Below are 21,571 nucleotides of genomic sequence, written 5' to 3'. Positions count from 1 at the left end.
CCGCCACCAGGTAGGTTTGATGTTGCATTGTTAAAAGGTGTCTCATTTGTCTGTGTCCACCATGGTTGAGTCGCAGCCTGTGCCGCCATCCCTCAGTCTGGGGACGATGTTACGGCTTGGGCTTTTTCAAGCATCCCTTGGCGTGATGTCGATCTTGACGCTGGGGGTTCTCAACCGCGTCATGATCGATGAACTGCGGTTGCCGGCTCTACTGGTGGCAGGCGCGATCGCCATGCACCAATTTGTCGCGCCGGTTCGGGTCTGGTTTGGGCAGCTCTCTGATACGCGACCGCTTTGGGGACTGCACCGCAGTGGCTACATCTGGCTGGGTAGTGCCACCTTTTGCCTCGTGGCTAGCTTGGCTGTCCGCTTAGTCTGGCCTTTAGCCGCTAGTTTTGAGCAGAGTGGCTGGGGCGGTAATACCTGGCTCTATGCGATCGCCCTAGGTTTGACGTTCGCCCTCTACGGTGTGGCTATCAGCGCCAGTTCGACTCCGTTTGCGGCCTTGCTCGTCGATGTCACGGATGAGCGCACACGACCCAAGTTGGTCAGTATTGTTTGGTCGATGCTGATGGTGGGGATCGTCATCGGTGGGATCACAACGGGGATTTTGCTGAAGTCAGTTGGTGCTGAGTCTTCCCTGGCTGAAATTCAAGGCTCGCTGCAGCAACTCTTCACTGTCGTGCCACTGCTCGTGTTCGGCACCATCCTGCTGGCAACGGTAGGGGTTGAGCGGCGTTACTCCGGATTTGTGGAGCGATCGCAGAGCCGCGACCGCGAGGACAGCATTACTCTCGGTCGTGCCTTACGGGTGCTGACGGCGAGTCGTCAAACGGGCTTCTTTTTCGCCTTTTTGGCCGTCCTGACCTTCAGTCTTTTCTTGCAAGAAGCGATTCTGGAACCCTATGCCGGTCAAGTCTTTGGCTTCAGTGTCGGGCAATCCTCGCAGCTCAATGCCTACTGGGGCTTTGGCACCTTGATTGGCACGGCAGTGACTGGCTTTTTGGTGGTGCCGAAACTAGGGAAAGAACGGACTGCGCAAGTTGGCTGTGGACTGAGTGCCCTCTGCTTCTGTCTGATCATTGCGGCGGGCTGGGGACCTTGGCCGACGTTATTGCGATCGGCGATCGTGCTGTTTGGCCTCGGTGCTGGGATCGCTACGAGTGGCTCAATCATTCTGATGCTCGATTTCACCTTGGCTGAGACAGCCGGAACCTTTATCGGCGCTTGGGGGCTGGCGCAAGCCCTGTCCCGCGCTATAGCGACTGTCAGTGGCGGCGCAATTTTTGACTTAGGTAAATTAGGGCTTTCAGCGGAAGCACTGGCAGCCGGAGGAGCGGCCCTCTTCCCAGCCTATGCCTTGGTCTTTGCCGTCCAAGCGCTGGGGATGTTGGTGGCGATCGCCTGTCTCAGTCGCGTCAATGTGCAGGAGTTCCGTCAGCACAGCCGTGTTCGACTCAGTGATGTCTTGGCAGCTGAGCTGGACTGATGACTCAACCCAATTGGCGATCGCTCGCCCAAACGATTGAAGCACTCTGCCAAACGGTGGGCGATCGCCTCCTAGAGGAATTTGGGACACTCCAAGCTACGGAAAAGGAAGACGGGAGCTTGATTACAGCGGCCGATCGCTGGGCCGACCAAACCCTGCGCGATCGCCTGACTCAGCTTTTTCCTGACCATGCCCTGCTGACTGAAGAAAGCCACCAAACTTTTGGGGGGTCAGACTGGACTTGGGTGGTTGATCCCTTGGATGGCACCACCAACTTTGCCCAGGGCATTCCGCTGTGGGGAATCTCTCTGGCGTTGCTTTACCGAGGCTTGCCTGTGTTTGGGGCGATCGCTCTGCCGCCGCTTAATCGCTTTTATTGTGGCGTCTGCACTACAGGGACTGACTTGGCGCCTGCGGCTTGGGCAGAACGTAATGGACAGCCGCTGAAGTTGCGACAAACTCCCTTGGGCTCGAATCAGTTATTTAGCCTTTGCACCCGCAGCGCGATCGTGCTGCAACGGCGAACCGATCCCTTCCCCTGCAAAATTCGGATGCTGGGAGCCTCGACTGCTAATTTTCTGACGGTGCTGGAGGGAACAACCCTCGGTGCCCTGGAGGCAACTCCAAAAGTCTGGGACATTGCGGCAGTTTGGGTGCTGGCCCAGGCGCTCGGGGCAGACTGGCAGTCTTTATCTGGTCAACAATTTCCTCTGCAAGCTGGGCAAGACTATGGCGCCATCAACTGGCCGACTCTGTTGCTTGCAAGACCCGATCTGACTCCAGCCTTTGGCATTTGGGCAACGCTCTTAAGTTAGCTGCCAAGAGGATGGTGAAATGCGATCGCCCATGGCACTGGGGCGCCTTGAGACATGGGCAATCACCCTGTTAGTCACGCCGGAGTTGATGCCAGCAGGGTCAACAAGCGTCCAGATTGTTCTTTCCCACTGACCGATAAATCGCTGTGGCAGAGAATGATGCGATCGCCAGCACGGGCCAGCAGGTCAGCTAAACAGCGGAGCAAACGGGTTTGGGCAGCTTCAACCGGGTCAAACGGTTGCACTGGCTGCTGAAGAAAGGCGGCGTAGCCATAGTAAGCCGGTTGATCTCGATCCCAGAGGGGGGAGCTGATATCAAGCCAAAACTGCCAGCGGTGATGCACTTGGAAGACGCGGTACTGATATAGGGTCGCGAGGGTAACGGCTGGGGTTGCAGGATGCCACAGACTTTCTGGGAAAGGATCCGCGGCAAACGTCCCCTCCATTACCAGGTCGTAGAAACGGTGTGCGATCGCGGCTTCAGCCTCGATCCCCAAGGCAGCTTGGAGCTGCCAATGATGATCGGCCACTTCCAGCAGCCGCTGGAGATGCGCGGTTTCAGCCAAGCTGAGGCGATTGCGGGGAAAAAATTGTTGGGCAGCAGCTTCCAGTTGTCGCAGGGCAGAGGTCTCGCTGCGCATGGATTGAAGCCAATTTAGAAGTGCTTCATACGCACAAATAGCAGTATCACCAAAGCGATCCCAGCGCGGTGCAGCTTGAACGGCAAGTAGTTGGGGCTGTTCTCGGTGCGGTACGTACAAAACATCCGCCATCAAGCCTGCGCGGACGGCATCGATCGTGCAATCGCTCAGGGTTGTCAGCATTTCTGCCACTGCTTCCCGTCGTAGGCGCGTCCCTAAACTCGGCTGCAAAAAAGCTAGGAGCGTGAGGAGCGATCGCACCAGCGCAGAACTGGGTAAACGTCGCTGCTCAGCAAGCGGTCGCACAGCAACGCCGCGGCGCTCCAAAATCTGGATCAGGGTGTAGCGAGCGATCGCATCAATGCCTGGGCCAATGATGGCAATCTCATGGGGTTGAACCTCACCGCGATCAATGGCCTGTGCGACCGTCTCGGCCACCTGACGCAAGAGTTGCCCCCGAGATACAGTTTGCAAACTCGAGAAAGGAGACGCTGATCCCGCGCTGACCAACATTGAGTTTTCATCTCCCAAAACACTGGCTTGGACTGCTGCTTGCCAACGTCCAAGGCCAGCGGGTCTTAGGGAGGGAGAGGAGTATTCCAGTCCCGCCGCGAGCGCCCAAGCCTGCCAGGCATCCGGATCCGCACCCTGACCTTCTCGGCAGCGCCCCAGTGGGTTGAAGGTACAGCCATAGGGCAATCCTGCCGCCGCAAACTGTTGAAATAAGGGCAGCAGCAAAGCGGGATACTCATCGACATCATCGCCGTAGCAACCACTGAATCGCTGGCTCAAGCGATCGCGATAGGCAGCGAGCGGCCAGAGGGCTTGACCATAGAGCAGAGCTGCTAAACCATAGCTCAACAGTCCCCGCTCCAAACACCAGTCCACCCAAACTTCCAGAGCAGTGACCAATGCTGGCGGTGGCAGTGAGGGTAAGACAGCTTGCAGTCGTTGGGGAATCTCAGGAATCGGCACACCGGCTAAACCTGCTAGCAACAGCAGATCCAAACAGCGCCGGGCTGAGGCAGCTGCGACAGTGCCCGGCCAGAGTAAGCTTTCATCGCTCAGCCATGCTTGCCAGACTTGACTAGCGAGAACCTGCTCACTTTCCGAGGGCAGTAAAACGACGGATTGAGCTGCTTGGGGCGATCGCAACCAAGGCCAAAACAACTCGACTTCCTGTTGGATAAACCCAAGAGGCGTGACCGTTTGGTAAGCCATCGTCACGCCGGTCGTGGCCCGTAGTCGCGCCTCTAATTGCAAGCGGCGATCGCCGGTGGCTGCAAAAACAAGGAGCGGTTCAGCCGTAGCGGTCTGTGATTGCCCCGCCGCCTGCAGCCACTCCAGTAACTGCTGTGTTCGCCCTTGGCGGCTGGGACACTCAAACCAAATCGCCGTCGACATTGCTCCGATCTCAGGGCACTACAATCAGGGGACAGTCACTGCTGGCATCGCGGCGATTTCCTCTGATTTACTATGGCGCTCTTTGCAGGGATTTCAGACTGGGTCGCGCGACGCCTCAATCAGCATTCTGAAACTGCACGGCTCGATCTAGAGCAAGCCTACGAAGCAGCCCTCTACATCTGTGCGCTGGAAAGCGAGTATGCAGGCGGGCGATCGCTGCAGAGATTACCTCCACAACTCAGCAGTCAACAGCGATCGTGGCTGCAGGCCGAACTCAGACAAACCCTGCGTACCCTACATCGCCATCGGCAACGCTATGTTCGGCGTCAGCCCGTCCAGCTTCAGGCCGGTCTTGCCTTGGGGCGCCCTGGGATGCGATCGTCCACCATTTCCTATGAGAAGCTACAACTCATTGACCAAGTTTTAGAGCGCTACGGTCAGCCACCTACTCACGTTTCTACTCCTGACTCCTCGCCGCTGATGACCTCGAAAAATAACGTCAAGCCCACTCCCAATCCTGAGGGTGAGGATGAGTATCTCATCAGCCAGACCAGCTTTTTACCGCGATCGATTTTTGGGGCTTTTGCTGATTTACGGCAGCAACTCGACCCCAAAGCAGAGGATCAGCTGGTTCAAAACTTTCGATCGCGCAAGGGCAAAACCCTTATTGCACTGCGCTTCGTCCTACTACTGATTTTGGTACCGCTCCTCACGCAGCAAATTAGCAAGTCCTTTATCGTGGGTCCGATTGTCGATCGCCTGCGTAGCGAGGATCCCGAAGCGATTTTTCTTAACTTCCAGATGGAAGAAGAAGCCTTTGTCAAACTCAATCAATATCAGCAGCTGCTTCGCTTTCAGCACTATCTCAAAGAGGCACCTCCCCTGACAGAGGCAGAGATTGATGAGCGGGTGCGCGAGAAGGCGGAAGAGATTGCCGCTGAATATCGCCACGAAAGCTCGAATGCGATTAAGAATATTTTTGCTGATTTGATCTCCGCCGCCGCCTTTGCCATTTTATTGATCTCCTCTCGGGAAGAAATTCAGCTCCTCAAGTCCTTTATTGATGAGGTTGTCTATGGCATTAGCGATAGTGCCAAGGCTTTTATCATCATCTTGTTTACTGATGTCTTTGTCGGCTTTCACTCACCCCACGGCTGGGAAGTGATCCTTGAGTCGATCGCTCGACATTTTGGCGTCCCTGAGAATCGCTCCTTTATTTTCTTGTTTATTGCAACGTTTCCAGTGATTCTTGACACGATTTTCAAATACTGGATCTTCCGCTACCTCAATCGGATTTCACCCTCGGCAGTGGCTACCTATCGCAATATGAACGAGTAGGCTTCACCCATGCTGACAGTGGTTACAGGACCCAGTCGTTCCGGCAAAAGTGAGTGGGCTGAGGAACTTGCACACCAGTCCCAGCAAAAAGTCATCTACATCGCAACTGCTCAAGTTGACCCCGAAGATCCCGAATGGTGCGATCGTATTTCTCAACATCAACAACGGCGACCTTCAGATTGGCAAACCCTGAATATTCAGGATGAATTAGCAACTGTTATTGCAACCACCAGCGATCGCGACTGTTTGTTGATTGACTCCCTAGGAACATGGGTAGCTGCCTATTTAGATCAGTCTGAAGCTGACTGGAATCAGCAGACTCAGGCTTTCTTGGCAGCGCTTCACAATTGCTTAGCTTCCGTCATTATTGTTGCGGAAGAAACTGGCTGGGGAGTTGTCCCTGCCTATCCACTAGGGCGACAATTTCGCGATCGCCTCGGCAGCTTAACTCGCCAAGTTTCAAACCACGCTGATCATGTTTTTTTAGCAGTAGCAGGTTATGCGATCGATCTCAAACAGCTGGGTGTTCAGATCCCGGGATCGATATATAGAAATCCTCAAGATTTAAATCACTCATTAGCAGACTAGGATGAATGGGAGGAGAAACCGATAATTCACACGCATTCCACAAAGGTGTTGCAATGGCTTCTCTACAACAAGTACAGCAATATCTTGCCTTGTGGTTCCAAGTTGGTCAGGGCATCATTGCCGATGACAAAACCTACTGTCCTCAGCCGGTGTTGGCTCAAGGTCAGTATTCGCCAGAGTTTCAGCAGTGCTGGGAAGCCTTAAAATCCCTCGGCTTTGAGAATTGCTATCTCGATGGAACGGTGATCAGCCTCGAAGAACTGCTGAGCCCCGCTTGGGAAATCACGGACTGCGCTCGCTGCTTAATGCCTGTTGCTCTGCCCATTGGCCAAGTGCTCAGCAATGCTTGCCCCTGCAGTGACTCTCCAACTTGGCCGAATTTCGATTTGCCGATGCCCCATGTGCCCAAAGGAGCAAATGCTTCCCTGCAGCGCATCTGCGATCGCATTGCTGCCGGCGATCGTCGGCGCGACTTCGTTTAAGTGGCAAGGGTCAACTCTCCTCAACCACTGACTTGTCGCTCGCGTTCGCCGCTAGAGACTCAGCCCGTGGGATTAGTCTCAGTTTCAACCTTGGCAAGAAACGGCGGGTCTAGCAGAAAGGAACCGCGATCGAAAAGCACCACCCAATAGCCACCGGGACGCAGTCCTGTGATCGTGCCAATTTCACCGACTGCGAGAAGGTCAGGCGGCCGCAACATCGGCAGCGGGTCAGCACTTTTCAAGTAGGGCGGCTGTGCGGCCAAGCGGACGCGATCGCCAATGGCAAAATCCATAGGGTGAGCGTGAATCAGATCCCAAAGAACTATTTTCGGAGATTGAACCGTGTTGTAACGAGCAATTGAGTAAAGCGATCGCCTTCAGCAACACCTGTCGAGGGCAGGAATTAGCGGCCGGAAACAGTGGGCAAATCTTTTTGCAAAATCGCTGCTGCTTTCACCAAAACGGGCTCTTGATCCGCGCCCACTGACTGAAATTGGCAGCTCATGCGCCGAGCTTCAAGGTTGCATCGACCCTCTCCTTGCAGAACTGGCAGGGGATCTTGGGGCTTAAAAATGCGGAAAGCTGGAATTCCGTAGCGCCCCGACCAGTTCGTGTTACTAACTGGGTCAGCGGATTCATAGGGGGCAATGAAGCTGAAGAGGACTTCCTCTCCTTTCTCTGGCACCACGAAATGGAAGTTGAAGCTGGTCTGGCCTTCCGTCACCAAAACCCGCTCGCAAGGAATCGCACTGGGCGGATCTTGATCCACCTGCAGGAGAATCTGACAGTCTCGCGCTTCAAGATAGGTGGCGCGGCTGGGCTTCACCGAGCGAAAGTCGGATTGCGCCACAGCAGGGGTCGCTGCGATCGCGCTGATCAGCAGAGAAAGGCCAAGGCTGCGCATCACAGCTTCCTTTGATGACAAGACTGCCTTGATTCTGACGGTTCTCGCGGGTCAGTCAATTAGCTTTGTCGCAAGACTTCAGCATTGACTGAGCGCAGCTGACCTTCGCGAAGGCGATCGCAAGCACCCCGTAAGATCAGAGGACTGCATCAACGCGATCGTGTCTGTTTACACCCGCCCGCTGGCCCGTCTGATTGAGCATCTCCAAAAACTGCCCGGGATTGGCCCCAAATCAGCTCAACGTTTAGCCCTGCACTTGATCCAACGGCCAGAAACAGAAATTGCCGCATTTGCCGAAGCCCTACTGGCAGCGAAGCAACAAGTGGGCCATTGTCAGCGCTGTTTCCATCTCTCCTCAGAAGATCTGTGCAACATCTGTCGGGATCCCAAACGCGACACGCAAACCATCTGCGTGGTCGCCGATCCCCGCGATGTGATCGCTCTTGAAAAGACACGGGAATATAAGGGGCTCTATCACGTTCTCGGTGGTCTGATCTCGCCGATGGATGGTATCGGGCCCGAACAGCTGACCGTTCAAGCCCTCGTACGTCGAGTCGCTCAAGAAAAAACACAAGAGGTGATTATTGCTATCAGCCCCAGTGTGGAGGGCGAAACCACAACGCTGTACGTCGGGCAACTCCTAAAGCCGTTTACTCGCGTCACACGCATTGCCTTTGGCTTGCCAATGGGAGGCGATTTGGAATATGCCGACGAGGTCACTCTAGCCCGTGCACTGGAAGGGCGCCGCGATCTGACTTAAATAGGCACCACTTCAGAAAACGGTCAGGACTGTACGTTAAACTGTCATCAAGGTTACAAAAGTTAAAATATGCCCAAGGCAAGTCTGCTTTAGCAAAATTACTCGTTAGCTGGATGCCTCCTCGGCCCTGTCGAAAGAGGATTGTGAACAGTCTGCAAAGAGCAATGACTTTTGAGACCGTTAGACGTTATCACTGCAGTTTCTAGGGGTGCGTTGTGACCGCTCATCATTTTCTTCTCCAAGTTCAGCAGTTCTTCCCCCAAGCGGGTCTTCGCACAGCTGGCCCTCGCATGTACGCCGCCTACTGTCGCGATCGCCAAGCCTATATCTGCTACGACGTTGAGACTCGGCGCTGGCTGGTCGAAACTGCAAATGACTACCTCTTTGACGATGATCTAGCCAATGCTGTCTCTCGGATGACCTCTCCCATCGCTCTCTAAGACCTGTCTTCAGAAGCCCTGCTGCACGCTTCTCAAAACCTGATCTTGAAACAGTGCTTTCAGCGCCCTGCCTGCACGATGCGTTTCAAGAACCATGAGTCAGAGCCTGACAGCTCATCAGCGTTGCTTTTGCCCTCACGCTTCATCTGGGAGAAATCTCAAGTTTGCTGGCCTTTGCCTGTACTGCTAGCAACAGGGTTTGCGGTGGCCGATCGCTAAGCCACCGCCTAAGCTAAAAGCAGCGTGAGGGCAGGCTGATGTGGTCCATGATTCTACTGGCACAGGCTGCGACCGGTTCGGTTGAACCCGCCAGCGCAGCCGATCAGCTCCAATTCCCGATCGAGCAGCCCAAGCTGGAAATTCAAGCGGATTCTCCACCTGCCGATCAACAGCCTCGCTATTCGACCTTGGAAGAGTTACTGGGCGGGGTCAAGATTGAGCTTACTTTTGGAGATTTGGCACGGTACGGTGCTTCTTTTCGGGTTTGGCGCTGGTAACCCAGCAGCAAAGAGGTCCGTCGAAGATTTGTTCCACATCAGTGCCTCTCTGTCTCACCGCTCATTAGCGTCAGCGGCAGATCGTTTGTAAGCCATTTTCCACCACTTCTGGATAGCTCTCCAGCCAACGCGCTTCTAGCTCCAGCAGTTGATCCTCAGGAGCATATTGGCTGCGGACAATCCGCAAATCCGATCGCCGCGTTTCCCGGAGCATCTTGGGCAGCAGATCCGGACGCAGACGAGCGATCGGACGTGCGCGTCTGGTTCCAACCCGACCACGATTTGCCAGGCAACTCTGAACTACATGCCAGCTTTCGTGCACAAGTGTGCGAAAGACCTCTTCATCACTGTCATGGGCTTCAGGGCAAATACGAATTTCGCGACGGCGATCGCTAAAGCTCCCCAACAACCCCGGCTCACAGGCTTGGGTGACGCGAACACCGACGCGGCGCAGTTCCGCCAGCAGACTGCGGGCACTGCTTGCCTGCCCCCAGGCGGGCATTCCCAGCAGCAGAGTGAGGAGGATCGGCAAGGGAAGCCAACGCGACGCCACCATGAGAAAACCGCCCAGCACAATTCCGAGAGAGGACAGCGATCAGCTTTGCTACGGGAAGACGCGATCGCTTCCCACTAGGTTTCCCGAATTAAGCACAACCCAGACTATCGCGGGTGGCAACGCCCGTTTTGGAGTTGACGCCCTCAGCGCGGAGACAGAGTTGCTTTTGTTCGTAGCGATCGAGGATCGCATCCGTGAAATCTGCGCCAGTGATGTTGACATCTTGGAAGCTGGTGCGGGTTGCCGTTGCCTCAACTAGCAGCGCATCGGAGAGATCAGCACCAACCCAAAAGACGCGATCGAGCAACGCGCCACTGAGGTCTGCCCCATGAAAGTTGGCATCCAAAAAGACACCCAGCGTCAGAATGGCATTGCGTAAATTAGCCTCTTCCAGATTGGCTTTGCGCATCTCAGCCGAGACGAACAACATCCCCGACAAGTCTTCGTGGGAGAGGTCAATGCCGTTGCGAATCAGGTTGCTGTAGTTGTTGGTTTCGGGCTCTGCGATCGCCGGTCGAGCGAAGACCAATAGCAAGACGAGCGCCAGCAGCATCGACAGCCATCGCCACCCGAATCGACGGGGCAAAACCATAGCAGAGTCCTGGGAGGGGAACCCCCTTAGCTTAAGGCTTGAGGCTGGTGGTCGGCTGCCAGTCGCGGCCGATACGGATCGTTAGGTCAGAGCCAATATCCCCATCGGAACTAGCCAGGACTTCTCCCAGATTGAGCTGCTGTTTCAGAGCTTCTGCTTGGTTTAAATCGCCCCGCTGGGCAATAATTTGCGTTTTCTCTAAGGATTCCGGCCAGTCTTCGATCACGTAAACGCGACGAATGCCAAGCTTCGCCAAAGCCTCCGCCAAAGCTTGGGCAGCTTGCGGCTGTCCTGAGGAGTCCTGAATAGCCACACGCAGATCTTCAAAGGCGAGGCGATCGATCGGCTGGAAGCTCTGTTGCCCAAAGAAATCACTGACGAGGCGATCGCGCGCTCCTTCATCCAAGCGCCAATAGCTGATCTCGTCTTGCATGATCGGCCGACCCGGCAGCATCACCATCCGCATCTGCGAGAGATCCTGCTGCAGTCCAATACTGACCAGCGCCATGATCTCCTCAAAGCTGAGGTTCGTATCCACGTATTTCTGGAGGACCTTCACCAGATCCGGGGCCTTGGTCAGAATCAGCGGATTAGCCAGTTTTTGGCGTAGGGCGCGCAGTAGCATCTGCTGGCGCTGAACCCGCCCGATGTCGCCGAGTTCGTCGTAGCGGAAGCGGGCAAATTGTTCGGCCTGATCGCCATTGAGGGTTTGGCGACCAGCAGGTAAGTCGATGTAGAGCTTTTGCGTGTTGTCGGTGTAGCGCATCGGCTTGGGCACATACACCTCAATCCCGCCGACGAGGTCAACCAACTCCTTAAAAGCCGTGGTGTCGATCCGCAGATAGCGATCGATGGGGATGTCATTGAGGGTGCGACTGACCACATCAGCTGCGAGCGCTGGTCCCCCAAAGACATTAGCCGCATTCACTTTGGTGGTGCCATAGCCCGGAATTGCCACCTGGGTATCACGGGGAATCGATAGCAGACTTGTAGTTCCTTCTAGGGGGTCAAAACGCAGCACGAGGAGGGTATCGCTGCGGGTGCCAAATTTTTCAGCAGCCTCATTGGTTTCTGCCTGATCCAACCCCATGACGAGGACATTGACAGGTCGGTTGAAGCTGTAGGGCAGCAATGCCATCAACGGCGAGGTGGGGGCAACCGGCTTGGCTGATCGACTGAGCGGCAGGGCATAGACCAACCCAGCGGTAGCGATCGCACTCAAGCTGGCGATCGCCGCCATCAACCCAACCTGGGGCCAGAGCCGGCGCGATTTTGGCGCGGGCGACGGAACACGCTTCACCTTTGGTTGAGCCACAGTTCGAGAAATGGGTGAAGCCCCCACAGATTTACCTCAGTCAGAATTGACGGATTATAGGCGACTCTCAGCGCTCAGCAAGGTTGGCTGGCGTGCAGTTCTCGTAGCGGCTGCGATCGCACACAGTATTTATACCTAATTTTAGTCGTTTACCTAGGTGAGATAACTGTGGTCTATCCGCATCATTGGCGAGCAGCGATTTCGGGACTTTTCGAGCTCCGGTAAGGTGGAAACATTGGCTTTGTCCTCATGGTTTGGCATGACTGCAGCACTTCCCCACCGTCGCGCCCGCGCCCTCAAACCTGGGAGCCGTCGGCCTGCCAAGGATCTTTGCAGCGAGTGTGGTCTCTGCGACACCTCTTATGTGCATTACGTCAAAGAGGCCTGTGCTTTTTTAAACCAGCAGTTTGAACCGCTTGAACAACAGGTTCATGGGCGATCGCGGGATTTAGAAAACCCTGAGGAGCTGTACTTTGGGGTGCACCAATCGATGACCGCCGCCCAAAAGCGAGAGCCAATCGAGGGCGCCCAGTGGACTGGGATTGTCAGTGCGCTGGCCTGCCGGATGCTGGAGCAGGGCTGGGTGGAAGGCGTGGTCTGTGTCCAAAACAGTCCCAGCGATCGCTTCCAGCCGGTGCCCGTCATTGCGCGGACGACCGATGAGATTTTGGCGGCGCGGGTCAACAAACCCACCTTGTCACCCAACCTGAACGTCCTTGATCTGATTGAGCAATCGGGGCTGAAGCGGCTGCTGGTGATCGGTGTCGGTTGCCAAATCCAAGCCCTGCGCGCGGTTCAAGACAAGCTGGGACTCGAAAAGCTCTACGTGCTGGGCACGCCTTGCGTCGATAACGTCAGCCGTGCTGGTCTGCAAAAGTTTCTGGAAACCACCAGTCGATCGCCTGAGACGGTTGTGCACTACGAGTTCATGCAGGACTTTCGCATCCACTTCAGGCATGAAGACGGCAGCACTGAGACCGTGCCTTTCTTTGGCCTCAAGACCAAGGAGCTGAAGGACGTATTTGCGCCTTCCTGTCTAAGCTGCTTTGACTACACCAACGGCCTTGCGGATCTGGTCGTGGGCTACATGGGCGCACCCTTTGGTTGGCAGTGGGTTGTGGTTCGCAATGCGATCGGCCAAGAAATGTTTGAGCTGATCCAAGACGATCTGCGCCTGCAGCCGGTCCAGAGCAGTGGCGATCGCCGGGCGGCGGTGCAGAACAGCATTCCCGCCTATGAGCAAGGCGTCCAGCTACCGATGTGGGCCGCTAAGCTGATGGGCCTAGTGATTGAGCGGATTGGTCCCAAAGGACTGGAATACGCCCGCTTTTCGATCGATAGCCACTTCACCCGCAATGCCCTTTATGTGCGGCGCAACTATCCCGAGAAAGCTGACGCTCACATTCCTGAGTTTGCCAAGCGGATTGTCAGTCAGTATCAATTGCCGCCGATTGAGGGATAGTCATTCGGGCTTGGCAATGAGCGAGAACATTCTGCCCAAGAATGTCTTTTGTCTGTGACTGAAGGCAGCGGCCCTGAGTGCAGGACTGATCACTAGGCGTGGCGATAGATTCCTATGTGGCAGTGCATCCCTTAAGCAAACCCGTGGTTCGGCTTTCCCCCTTGCTGTACCTGATAGGATGCCTGTATTCCTTTATGCAGCGCTTTTTCGCGCTTTTGTCGCCGCTTTTTTATGGAACCTGGCAGTAGTAGCCGCGCCAACGCACCCGCGCCCCAAACGCAACGATGGTCTGAACGGTTTGGAATTGCGATCGCGTTGGCAACCTTAGTCATTCCCTTCTGGGTCATTAGTTTTTACTCCACAACGCGGATGGCTGCGCCACCCCCACCCGCCTTGCAACTACGGGGCAATTAATCCAGCGAGCGATCGCTTCCTTCTTCAATTGCAAGATCAACGCTAGATCCAGAGCCTGTCTGCCGAAGTCGGTGTAATTGTTGTGGTCTGAAAGCGTGGCACGCTAGGAAAGCACAATGCCGGAGCCAATTGAGATGAGCAACGTCTCAGAACCTTGGTGGGTTCAGCAATGGCTAGATCTGATCAACGCCTATCGCTTTAAAAAGCGCTTAGAGCGCGGCTGGCGCTATGCCCGCGAAGGACATGTGCTCAGCATCCGTTTTCAGGGCCAGAAAGTAGAAGCTGAGGTGCAAGGCACTGAGCCCAAGCCCTATCGCGTTTCCCTCTGGCTCGATCCCATTCAGGATGAGGACTGGAATTACGTCATTGATGCCTTAGCGGCTGAAGCCCGCTGGTCAGCGCTGTTGCTGGCCGGTGAAATGCCGGCAGACATTGAGACCGTCTTTGCCCGCAACGGCCTACGCCTGTTTCCGTTCAGTCTCAGCGATGTTCACTCGCGCTGCAGCTGTCCAGACAAGGCAAATCCCTGCAAACATGTCAGCGCCATCTACTATCGCCTCGGCGATCGCTTTAGCGAAGACCCCTTCGTGCTTTTCCAACTCCGTGGCCGTCATCGAGATCAGTTACTGGCGGAGCTGCGATCGCGACGTCAGATAAGCCTTACAGCCGCAGCAACAACAGCCGCCGTTGCGGCTCCCAAGCTGCAACAGTTTTGGGATTATTCAGCCCCTCTCGATCCTGACTTGGTGGTAATTACACCAAACCTTGGAGAAACCGTGATCGACCAACTGGGATCTTTACCCCTCGCTAGCGACCCCCGCTTGCAGACGAGTGCCAATCAATGGCTCGGACAATTACGGCAGTTGTATGGCGATGTCGCCCAGGCCGTCTTTCTCGAATCAATGGCCACAGCTAGCGATCGCTAGACTCGTCGCGCTTCGCTTCACAACTGAGTTAAACTCAAGCGATCGCTTACAGCAACCAAGCCAAACAAGGCATCAACTAGTAGCGTTCCGAGCACGGCACCCGCAAACGCCCAGTGGGCAGGACGGGGCTGACGCAATGCCCAGACACCTGCCCCACAGAGCAAGGGAATGAGCACGATCGCCCCCACCAAAGCAGTCGGTGATTGGAGACAGGCGATCGCCTGCTGCGCGAGTGGCAACGCTTCAGTGGGACTACTGCGGGCAATTTCTCGCCAGAAGGGAACGGCACCAATCCAGTAGAAGTAACCGTCGGTGACCGCAGTGCCGATCAAGGAGCCCAAGTAAAAACCATGGCCAACCAGACCTTGCTGGCGTCGCAGCCCCACAATGACCAAAGGAAGGGCGATCGCTTCGACTGGCAGATGGAGGTAGGGTTCCCAACGCAACCAACCCCAATAGATTGAGCCAGCCAACCAGCTCCACGCAAAGCCTTGGAGAAGATCGCCCCAACTCTGCCAGCGCGGTTGACGCTGCAACAAACCAGCGATCGCAAACCAAATCAGGCTGATTAGCAGACTCGCCTCTGGACAGAGCCGCACCAAAGGGGCTTGGACAAAAACTGGTACGGAGACCAGAAAGGCGGCTGCCCACAATTTGACCCAGGGGCGTGGCGTACTAAGAGCCATGTCCCGTGACAGCAGCCGGACAAGGGTATCGGCGGTTGGACGGGACGTAACAACCAAGGGAAGCAGACGCCTTTTAAGGAACTTTATTTTTATTCACATTAGCAGAGATTATTTCCTTGAAAAGCGCAACGGTTGGAGTGGCGGTTGTTCTGAGCGATCGCAGGTCTACGGCACCCTCGTGATCAGCAAAGTCGTCACGATTCCTACTGCATTCCCCGTCTTAGGAAGGAACCAGTTCTGCGATCGCGGTTTTGTGGTCAGCGATCGCGGCGGGCAGCGCTTCAATTTGCACGGCGCAGGCTTTCAGTTCCGGTTCGCCAGAAATGGGACAAGCCGCAGGATGAGTGAGGGCATTGGCCTCGGTACGATCGCCCCAGAGCGCCCCCCAGTGCATCGGCACGAACAGGACTCCCGGCGAAATCGCTGTCGTTACTTTGGCGGGGAAACAGCCTTCGCCACGCCGCGATCGAATCAACACCGGTTGTCCCTCGCTGATCTTGTAGCGATCGGCATCGCGGGGATGAATTTCAACAAATGCGCCAGGGTGCAACTTCTGGATCTTGTCGATCCGACCCGTGCGGGTTTGGGTATGCCAATGGCCGTAGAGTCGTCCCACCGTCAGCACAAGTGGGTAGCGGACGTCAGGCGGTTCTGCCACCCCAAGGTGATGGAATGGCTGGAAGCGGGCTCGACCATCGGCATAGGCAAAGCGATGGTTGGTGTAGAGCCGCTTACTCTCGGTTGTCGGTTCTGCGCCTGCTGGGAAGGGCCACTGTTGTGGGCCAGCCTTGGCTAACAGTTCATGACTCAGACCACTGAGATCACAGACTCGGCCAGCCGTCACCTGCACATATTCTGCAAACACGGCAGCAGAATCAGCGTAGTCGAAATGGAAACCCAAGCGCCGTCCGACTTCTGCGAAAATCTGCCAGTCAGCTCGTGCTGCCCCCGGTGGCTGCCGAAAGGCTTGGCAAAGCGTGACGCGCCGTTCAGAATTGGTCATCGTGCCCGTTTTCTCGCTCCACTGGGCAGCAGGTAAAAGGAGATGCGCGTAGGTGGTGGTTTCGGTGGGATGGTAAGCGTCTTGGAGAACAGTGAAGGGCGATCGCTTCATGGCAGCTTGAGCCCGTTTCACATCCGGCAGACTCACCGCTGGATTCGTAGCAGCCACCCAGAGTAAACCAACGGCACCTTGCTCCAGTCCTTCGATCATTTGCCAAGCGGTGCGGCCAGGTTGAGCGGCAATGCTGCCAGCAGGCAGTCCCCAAATCGCTTCCACATCGGCACGATGTTTAGGATCAATCACCTTGCGATAGCCCGGCAACAGGTGCGCCAGTCCGCCAGTTTCGCGGCCGCCCATGGCATTGGGCTGCCCCGTCAAGGAAAAAGGGCCACAGCCCGGTAGACCAATCTGCCGCGTCAGCAGATGCAAGTTGATCAGGCTCGTTGCTTTGGCTGTGCCCTGAATCGATTGATTGACACCCATCGACCAAAGCGAGAGCCAGCGCTGCGCCGAAGCAATCAGGTCGGCGGCTCGGACGAGATCGGCAATTTCTAGTCCTGTGAGTTCTGCCGTACGCTGAGGCGGGTAATCCTGAATGATGGCCAGCCAGTCCTCAAAACCCTCGGTCTGGTTAGCAATGAAGTCTTTTTTGACGTAGCCCATCTGATGCAGCAGCCAGCCCAAACCGTTGAGTAAAGCAACGTCGCTGCCAGGCTTGAGAGCAAGGTGGAGATCGGCGACTTCAGCGGTGGGCGTACGACGCGGATCAACAACGATCAGGTTGGTGCCGCCCTGTTTATGGCGCTTGCGATAGCGGTTAAACAGAATCGGGTGGCATTCTGCCGTGTTGCTGCCGACAATCAGCAAGCAGTCTGCTAGATCCAAGTCCTCGTAGCAAGCTGGTGGGCCATCACTGCCAAGGCTGAGGCTATAGGCCGACACTGCCGAGGACATGCAGAGGCGAGAGTTGGTGTCGAAATTGTTGGTGCCCAAACAGCCTTTTACCAGCTTTTGGGCGATGTAGTAGTCCTCGGTTTGAAACTGGCCAGAGCCGTAGAAGCAGATGCCGTCTTTGCCGTAGTCGGCTTGTACCTGCTGGATGCGATCGCAGAGGCGATCGAGGGCTTCGTCCCAGCCAATTTCCGTAAACGGATCGTCGAGACTGGCTCGAAACATTGGATATTTCAGCCGATCCTTGCTGACGGATTCCGCGACTGTTGCGCCTTTGACGCAGACCATGCCCTGACTAGAGGGATGCTGGCGATCGCCCCGAATTTGCCAGACTGGTGTGCCCTCGCGATCGCGCACGGTTGCTCGACCGGGTTGGGCGGGAGGAACGGCTTCGAGACCACAACCGACACCGCAATAAGGGCACAAGGTTTTCGCAGGGTCGGTCATGAGTCGCGTGATGGCCGGCAGAAATTGGGTACTAAAATTGCCCTCGCCTTCCACTCCTCTCCTTCAACGGCTGAAGAGCGCTTGAAAGCGAGATTGAGGTCCCTTCTCCTGTGTAAGAGAAGGGATGCTGGGATGGATAACCCCCTCAGGGATTTCCCTGCGCTGACGAGCAGCAAGAGGAGGGATTAATCGTCGTCGTGAGCAAAGCGTCGATAGAGGAAATCGAGGGCTTCGGTACGCAATTGGGCGTAGCGCGAGTCTTCCACCACCGCTTCACGATCGCGGGGGCGATCGAAGGGAATCTCCAGCACTTCACCAATCGTGGCAGCAGGACCGTTGGTCATCATCACGACGCGATCAGCTAAGAACAGTGCTTCGTCGATGTCGTGGGTGATCATCAGCACCGTTGGGCGCGTCTCCTCCCAGATATTGAGCAACTCTTCTTGCAGTTCTTCCTTGGTGATTTGGTCAAGGGCACCAAAGGGTTCGTCCAGAATCAGCACTTCAGGCCGAATCGAGAGCGCCCGGGCGATCGCCACTCGCTGTTTCATACCACCCGAAAGCTGATCGGGTCGCTTATGCTGTGCCTCCATCAACCCCACGAGCTCAAGGTGATGATCAACAACTTGGCGTTGCTCGTTGGGGCTGAGGTGGGGCCGCGCTGCTTTAACCGCCAGCGCCACATTTTCGCGAGCACTCTTCCAGGGCAAGAGCGAATAGTTTTGAAACACCACCATGCGATCGGGGCCGGGTTCCTGAATTGGCTTTCCATCCAAATAGACCCCGCCGCTGGTGGGATGCGAGAAGCCAGACACCAGATTGAGCAGCGTTGATTTGCCGCAGCCCGAGTGGCCGATCACACAGATAAACTCTCCCTGTTCCACGGAGAGATTGATGTCCTCGATTGCAACGTAGGGACCGCGGGGCGTGGGGAAAGTTTTGCCAACGCAATCGAAATGCAGAAAACCCGTTTTCACTTTCGAGGCCGTGGGGGGAAGGATGGCAGTCATGGTCAAGACCTAGGCAGAAGTGGCAAGCGGAATGGGAGCGACTTGAATCGGCGCTTTGATCTCGAATTGTTCGAGGTACTGCAGGGGACGATCGGGGTTGAAGGGCACCGCATCAAACAGCTCGAAGGTCCGCTGGCTGGGTGCGATCAGTGGGAAACCGACTGAGGCGATCGCAGCCTCATAGATGTCGCGGCGATAGACGCGATCGAGCAGTTCTTGCCGGTTCTTGGGCAGTGGCGTCAGTCCCCAGCGGCAGAGCTGCGTGAGCAACCAAGTGCCTTCCAGCGGATTGGGGTAGTTGGCCTGATCGACATGGAATTGGTTGAAGCGCAGGATTTGTGTGGGTTCACCACCCAGACCAAAGTCGAAATAGCGCTTCAGCACAGCTCCAGCTGCAGAGCCGAGATATTGCGGGCGTTGCAGCACTTCGACGATGCGATCGCGCTGACGCGGATCATCACAGATTTCCCCGGCCTTGAGCAGCGCAGCGCAAAGGGCGATCGCTGCTTCAGGATTAGCTTGTAGCCACGCTTCGGGCAAGCCCAGCACTTTTTCTGGGTGCCCTGCCCAAATATCTAAATCCGTGGCGAGCACGTAGGCTGAACCAGTTTGCACTGCCAAGGCGATGCGCATTTCGCCAGCGGCAAAGCCATCGATTTCCTCAGCCTTAAGCGCCTCCACCATCTCGTAGGGCGACATCACCACCAGCTCGACATCCCGATCGGGATCCAAGCCGATACTGGCTAACCAATAGCGCAGGAGCAGGGCGGGCATCGCGATCGCATCAGGAATAGCCAAGCGCAAGCGCTGGGGATGCTCAGCGAGGAAGTCCCGCAGATCCTCAAGGCTGCGCACGCCTGCTTCCAAGTAGCGACGGCTAAAGGCGATCGCGCCACCATTGCGGCTGACTGTCAGCGGCGTGGCAATCGGCAGTGGACGGTGACCGCCCAAACCCATGGTCATCGCCAGCGGTTGCGATGCCATCATCAAAGCACCGTTCAATTGCCCAAGGCGAAGGCTATCTTCCAGCGATTCCCAAGTCAGGAAGGATTGCAGCTCAACTTCCAGACCCACGTCTTGGAACAAGCCCAATTCTTTCGCGATCGCTAGGGGAGCACAGTCATTGCCTGGCAAAAAGCCGAGTCGCACTGTTTGCTGCCGCGAAGCTGTGGCCACGGCAGGTACAGATGTCGGCACTGCTTTGGATCGCCGTTTCGCCCGCCGTTGTTGCTGCAGGAAGTTGATCAACTCGTTCCGCAGCTCGTAGTAGTGCGGTGTTTCCATCATCTCCAGCCGCTGCCGGGGACGCGGAAAATCAACTTCAAGAATCTGGCCGATTTGCGCTGCCGGTCCATTGGTCAGCATCACCACGCGATCGGAAAGCAGGAGTGCTTCATCGACATCGTGGGTGACCATCACGGCGGTCACGCCCGACTCTTGGCAAATCCGCATCAGCTGTTCTTGCAGGTTGCCGCGAGTCAGAGCATCTAGAGCGCCGAAGGGTTCATCCAACAGCAGCAGTTTGGGACGAATCGCCAAGCCCCGAGCGATCGCAACCCGCTGTTTCATGCCGCCCGAAATCTCGTGCGGGTACTTGTCTGCGGCTGCTCGCAGTCCCACCAAGTCGATGGTTTCTTCAACGATCGTGCGACGTTCCGTGCGGTTGCGATCGCGAAGGACGCTATCCACCGCTAGAGCAATGTTTTGACGCACGGTTCGCCAGGGCAGCAGCGAATAGTTTTGGAACACCACCATGCGATCGGGGCCGGGTTCCGTCACTTGCCGACCTTCAAGGATGATGCCGCCGCTGCTGGGTTGCGTGAGCCCTGCAATTAAGTTGAGAAGAGTGGATTTACCACAGCCGGAGTGGCCAATTAAAGAGATAAATTCGCCGGGGCGGATATTCAGACTGACATCTTTGAGGGCAATGTACTGACCGCCACCGGGCAGGTTAAAAACCTGATGAACGTGGTCAACCGCTAAGAAAACAGACATGACGATGAGACTCCCTAGCGGCTGACAGGACTGACACGACGACCAATCCAAGCCACAAGGCGATCGAGGCTCAGACCGACGAGACCGACATAGAAAATCGCCAGAATAATTTGACTCGAACTCCCATCCCCGCCAGCGTTGTAGGAATCCCAAATAAAGTAGCCAATTCCACCGTCAGCTTTGAGCATTTCAGCAGCCACGATCGCTAACCAAGCGAGGCCCACTGCAATTCGTAAGCCAGCAAAGACATAAGGAACAGTTGAAGGAATCAAAATATTGAGGATGTAGTCCTTCTTGCTGAGTTTGAGAACGCGAGCAACGTTGTTATAGTCATCCGGAATTTGGTTAATTCCAACCGCCGTATTGATGATAATTGGCCAAATTGCCGTAATGAAAATCACGAAGATTGCTGAAGTGTTGGCATCTTGGAACACCATCAAGGAGATGGGGAACCAAGCCAGCGGGGGCACCGTTCGCAGAACTTGAATAACCGGATCAAGCCCTTTGCCAAGAAACTTGCTCATACCCAAAATGCCACCGATCAAAATGCCGGTGAACGCAGCCAAAAGGTAGCCGATCGCAACCCGTTGTAGGGAGATCAGAATTTGTAGACCCAGACCCTTGCTGGTACCACCGTTATCAAAGAAGGGCTCCGCAATGTAGGGCATCCAGGTGTTGGCCACCACGTTGATGGGGCCAGGCAAACGGGATTCCCCAAGGATGGCTGAAATCACTTGCCAGATGGCTAAGAAGATCGGCAGGCAGATGACGTAGGGCAGGAAGGGCTTGAGCTTAGGATTGCTAGCCCAAGCCGAGCGACGAAGTGAACTGGGAGGGCGGAGTGCGGTAGTCATGA

The 21,571-nt window shown here is 55.8% G+C and carries 22 protein-coding genes; 11 read left to right on the top strand and 11 right to left on the bottom strand.

What is annotated here, in order from left to right; genetic code table 11:
- The first annotated feature begins 61 nt into the window (after positions 1–61).
- Both DOP62_RS00635 and DOP62_RS00630 read left to right on the top strand, forming a co-directional pair.
- Positions 62–1,489 (top strand): BCD family MFS transporter, encoded by a 1,428-nt coding sequence (locus DOP62_RS00635; RefSeq protein ID WP_370538827.1) that lies wholly within the window; start codon positions 62–64, stop codon positions 1,487–1,489.
- Positions 1,489–2,304 (top strand): inositol monophosphatase family protein, encoded by an 816-nt coding sequence (locus DOP62_RS00630; RefSeq protein ID WP_208673725.1) that lies wholly within the window; start codon positions 1,489–1,491, stop codon positions 2,302–2,304. Before DOP62_RS00635 ends, DOP62_RS00630 begins: the two co-directional genes overlap by 1 nt.
- 74 nt (positions 2,305–2,378) lie before the next feature.
- Here DOP62_RS00630 and DOP62_RS00625 read toward each other — a convergent pair whose 3' ends face one another.
- Positions 2,379–4,349, bottom strand: coding sequence for a hypothetical protein (locus DOP62_RS00625; protein WP_208673723.1), 1,971 nt, complete (start codon positions 4,347–4,349; stop codon positions 2,379–2,381).
- 72 nt (positions 4,350–4,421) lie between these two features.
- Between DOP62_RS00625 and DOP62_RS00620 the strand changes: the two genes are divergently transcribed.
- Genes DOP62_RS00620 through DOP62_RS00610 form a run of 3 tightly spaced genes read left to right on the top strand, consistent with a single transcriptional unit; the run spans position 4,422 to position 6,757 of the window.
- Complete coding sequence (locus DOP62_RS00620; RefSeq protein ID WP_208673721.1) at positions 4,422–5,687, top strand: proton extrusion protein PcxA; 1,266 nt, start codon at positions 4,422–4,424, stop codon at positions 5,685–5,687.
- Positions 5,688–5,696: 9 nt separating this feature from the next.
- Positions 5,697–6,275 (top strand): bifunctional adenosylcobinamide kinase/adenosylcobinamide-phosphate guanylyltransferase, encoded by a 579-nt coding sequence (cobU, locus tag DOP62_RS00615; protein WP_338441762.1) that lies wholly within the window; start codon positions 5,697–5,699, stop codon positions 6,273–6,275.
- Positions 6,276–6,328: 53 nt separating this feature from the next.
- On the top strand, positions 6,329–6,757 hold the full coding sequence (locus tag DOP62_RS00610) for a hypothetical protein (protein ID WP_208673710.1): 429 nt from the start codon (positions 6,329–6,331) through the stop codon (positions 6,755–6,757).
- A gap of 59 nt (positions 6,758–6,816) precedes the next feature.
- Here DOP62_RS00610 and sipA read toward each other — a convergent pair whose 3' ends face one another.
- Together sipA and DOP62_RS00600 are read right to left on the bottom strand one after the other, a co-directional pair.
- A complete protein-coding gene (gene sipA / locus DOP62_RS00605) occupies positions 6,817–7,050 on the bottom strand; it encodes a regulatory protein SipA (protein ID WP_208673708.1) in 234 nt (77 codons plus the stop codon).
- A gap of 110 nt (positions 7,051–7,160) precedes the next feature.
- The gene (locus DOP62_RS00600; protein WP_208673706.1) at positions 7,161–7,661 is read right to left on the bottom strand and encodes a hypothetical protein; all 501 of its coding nucleotides are present in this window, start codon (positions 7,659–7,661) and stop codon (positions 7,161–7,163) included.
- A 160-nt stretch (positions 7,662–7,821) separates the two neighbouring features.
- Between DOP62_RS00600 and recR the strand changes: the two genes are divergently transcribed.
- From recR to DOP62_RS00585, 3 genes are all read left to right on the top strand, one after another.
- The gene (gene recR / locus DOP62_RS00595; protein ID WP_370538826.1) at positions 7,822–8,421 is read left to right on the top strand and encodes a recombination mediator RecR; all 600 of its coding nucleotides are present in this window, start codon (positions 7,822–7,824) and stop codon (positions 8,419–8,421) included.
- Between the two features lie 215 nt (positions 8,422–8,636).
- Entirely contained in the window at positions 8,637–8,861 is a 225-nt protein-coding gene (locus DOP62_RS00590) for a hypothetical protein (RefSeq protein ID WP_208673704.1), read from the top strand.
- 257 nt (positions 8,862–9,118) lie between these two features.
- Positions 9,119–9,358, top strand: coding sequence for a hypothetical protein (locus DOP62_RS00585; RefSeq protein ID WP_208673700.1), 240 nt, complete (start codon positions 9,119–9,121; stop codon positions 9,356–9,358).
- A 70-nt stretch (positions 9,359–9,428) separates the two neighbouring features.
- Here the strand turns inward: DOP62_RS00585 and DOP62_RS00580 are convergent, their stop codons facing one another.
- The 3 genes from DOP62_RS00580 to DOP62_RS00570 all read right to left on the bottom strand — a co-directional run bounded on the left by DOP62_RS00580 (position 9,429) and on the right by DOP62_RS00570 (position 11,821).
- Positions 9,429–9,914, bottom strand: a complete 486-nt coding sequence (locus DOP62_RS00580) for a hypothetical protein (RefSeq protein WP_208673698.1) — start codon at positions 9,912–9,914, stop codon at positions 9,429–9,431.
- A gap of 88 nt (positions 9,915–10,002) precedes the next feature.
- On the bottom strand, positions 10,003–10,506 hold the full coding sequence (locus DOP62_RS00575) for a pentapeptide repeat-containing protein (RefSeq protein ID WP_208673697.1): 504 nt from the start codon (positions 10,504–10,506) through the stop codon (positions 10,003–10,005).
- A 31-nt stretch (positions 10,507–10,537) separates the two neighbouring features.
- On the bottom strand, positions 10,538–11,821 hold the full coding sequence (locus DOP62_RS00570; RefSeq protein ID WP_338441760.1) for an LCP family protein: 1,284 nt from the start codon (positions 11,819–11,821) through the stop codon (positions 10,538–10,540).
- Positions 11,822–12,080: 259 nt separating this feature from the next.
- On the opposite strand from DOP62_RS00570, the gene DOP62_RS00565 reads away from it, so the two are divergent.
- The 3 genes from DOP62_RS00565 (at position 12,081) to DOP62_RS00555 (ending at position 14,623) form a co-directional block, all read left to right on the top strand.
- On the top strand, positions 12,081–13,283 hold the full coding sequence (locus tag DOP62_RS00565) for a Coenzyme F420 hydrogenase/dehydrogenase, beta subunit C-terminal domain (protein ID WP_208673695.1): 1,203 nt from the start codon (positions 12,081–12,083) through the stop codon (positions 13,281–13,283).
- 231 nt (positions 13,284–13,514) lie between these two features.
- Positions 13,515–13,697, top strand: coding sequence for a hypothetical protein (locus DOP62_RS00560; RefSeq protein WP_338430376.1), 183 nt, complete (start codon positions 13,515–13,517; stop codon positions 13,695–13,697).
- A gap of 134 nt (positions 13,698–13,831) precedes the next feature.
- Positions 13,832–14,623 (top strand): SWIM zinc finger family protein, encoded by a 792-nt coding sequence (locus DOP62_RS00555; RefSeq protein WP_208673693.1) that lies wholly within the window; start codon positions 13,832–13,834, stop codon positions 14,621–14,623.
- Between the two features lie 17 nt (positions 14,624–14,640).
- Here DOP62_RS00555 and DOP62_RS00550 read toward each other — a convergent pair whose 3' ends face one another.
- The 5 genes from DOP62_RS00550 to ntrB form a co-directional block, all read right to left on the bottom strand.
- On the bottom strand, positions 14,641–15,366 hold the full coding sequence (locus DOP62_RS00550; RefSeq protein WP_261789826.1) for a DUF3120 domain-containing protein: 726 nt from the start codon (positions 15,364–15,366) through the stop codon (positions 14,641–14,643).
- A 163-nt stretch (positions 15,367–15,529) separates the two neighbouring features.
- On the bottom strand, positions 15,530–17,710 hold the full coding sequence (locus DOP62_RS00545) for a molybdopterin oxidoreductase family protein (protein ID WP_208673691.1): 2,181 nt from the start codon (positions 17,708–17,710) through the stop codon (positions 15,530–15,532).
- A gap of 185 nt (positions 17,711–17,895) precedes the next feature.
- Entirely contained in the window at positions 17,896–18,720 is an 825-nt protein-coding gene (locus DOP62_RS00540) for a nitrate ABC transporter ATP-binding protein (RefSeq protein ID WP_208673688.1), read from the bottom strand.
- Between the two features lie 9 nt (positions 18,721–18,729).
- Positions 18,730–20,715 carry a nitrate ABC transporter ATP-binding protein gene (locus DOP62_RS00535; protein ID WP_208673686.1) on the bottom strand — a complete coding sequence of 662 codons (1,986 nt, stop codon included), beginning with the start codon at positions 20,713–20,715 and terminating at the stop codon, positions 18,730–18,732.
- A gap of 14 nt (positions 20,716–20,729) precedes the next feature.
- Positions 20,730–21,569 carry a nitrate ABC transporter permease gene (gene ntrB / locus DOP62_RS00530; RefSeq protein WP_208673677.1) on the bottom strand — a complete coding sequence of 280 codons (840 nt, stop codon included), beginning with the start codon at positions 21,567–21,569 and terminating at the stop codon, positions 20,730–20,732.
- Positions 21,570–21,571 lie beyond the last annotated feature (2 nt).

The sequence above is a fragment of the Synechococcus elongatus PCC 11801 genome (genome assembly GCF_003846445.2).
Lineage (GTDB): Bacteria > Cyanobacteriota > Cyanobacteriia > Synechococcales > Synechococcaceae > Synechococcus > Synechococcus elongatus_A.
Note: the sequence above shows the minus strand (reverse complement) of the source record. Positions and strands in the feature narration are given on the sequence as shown.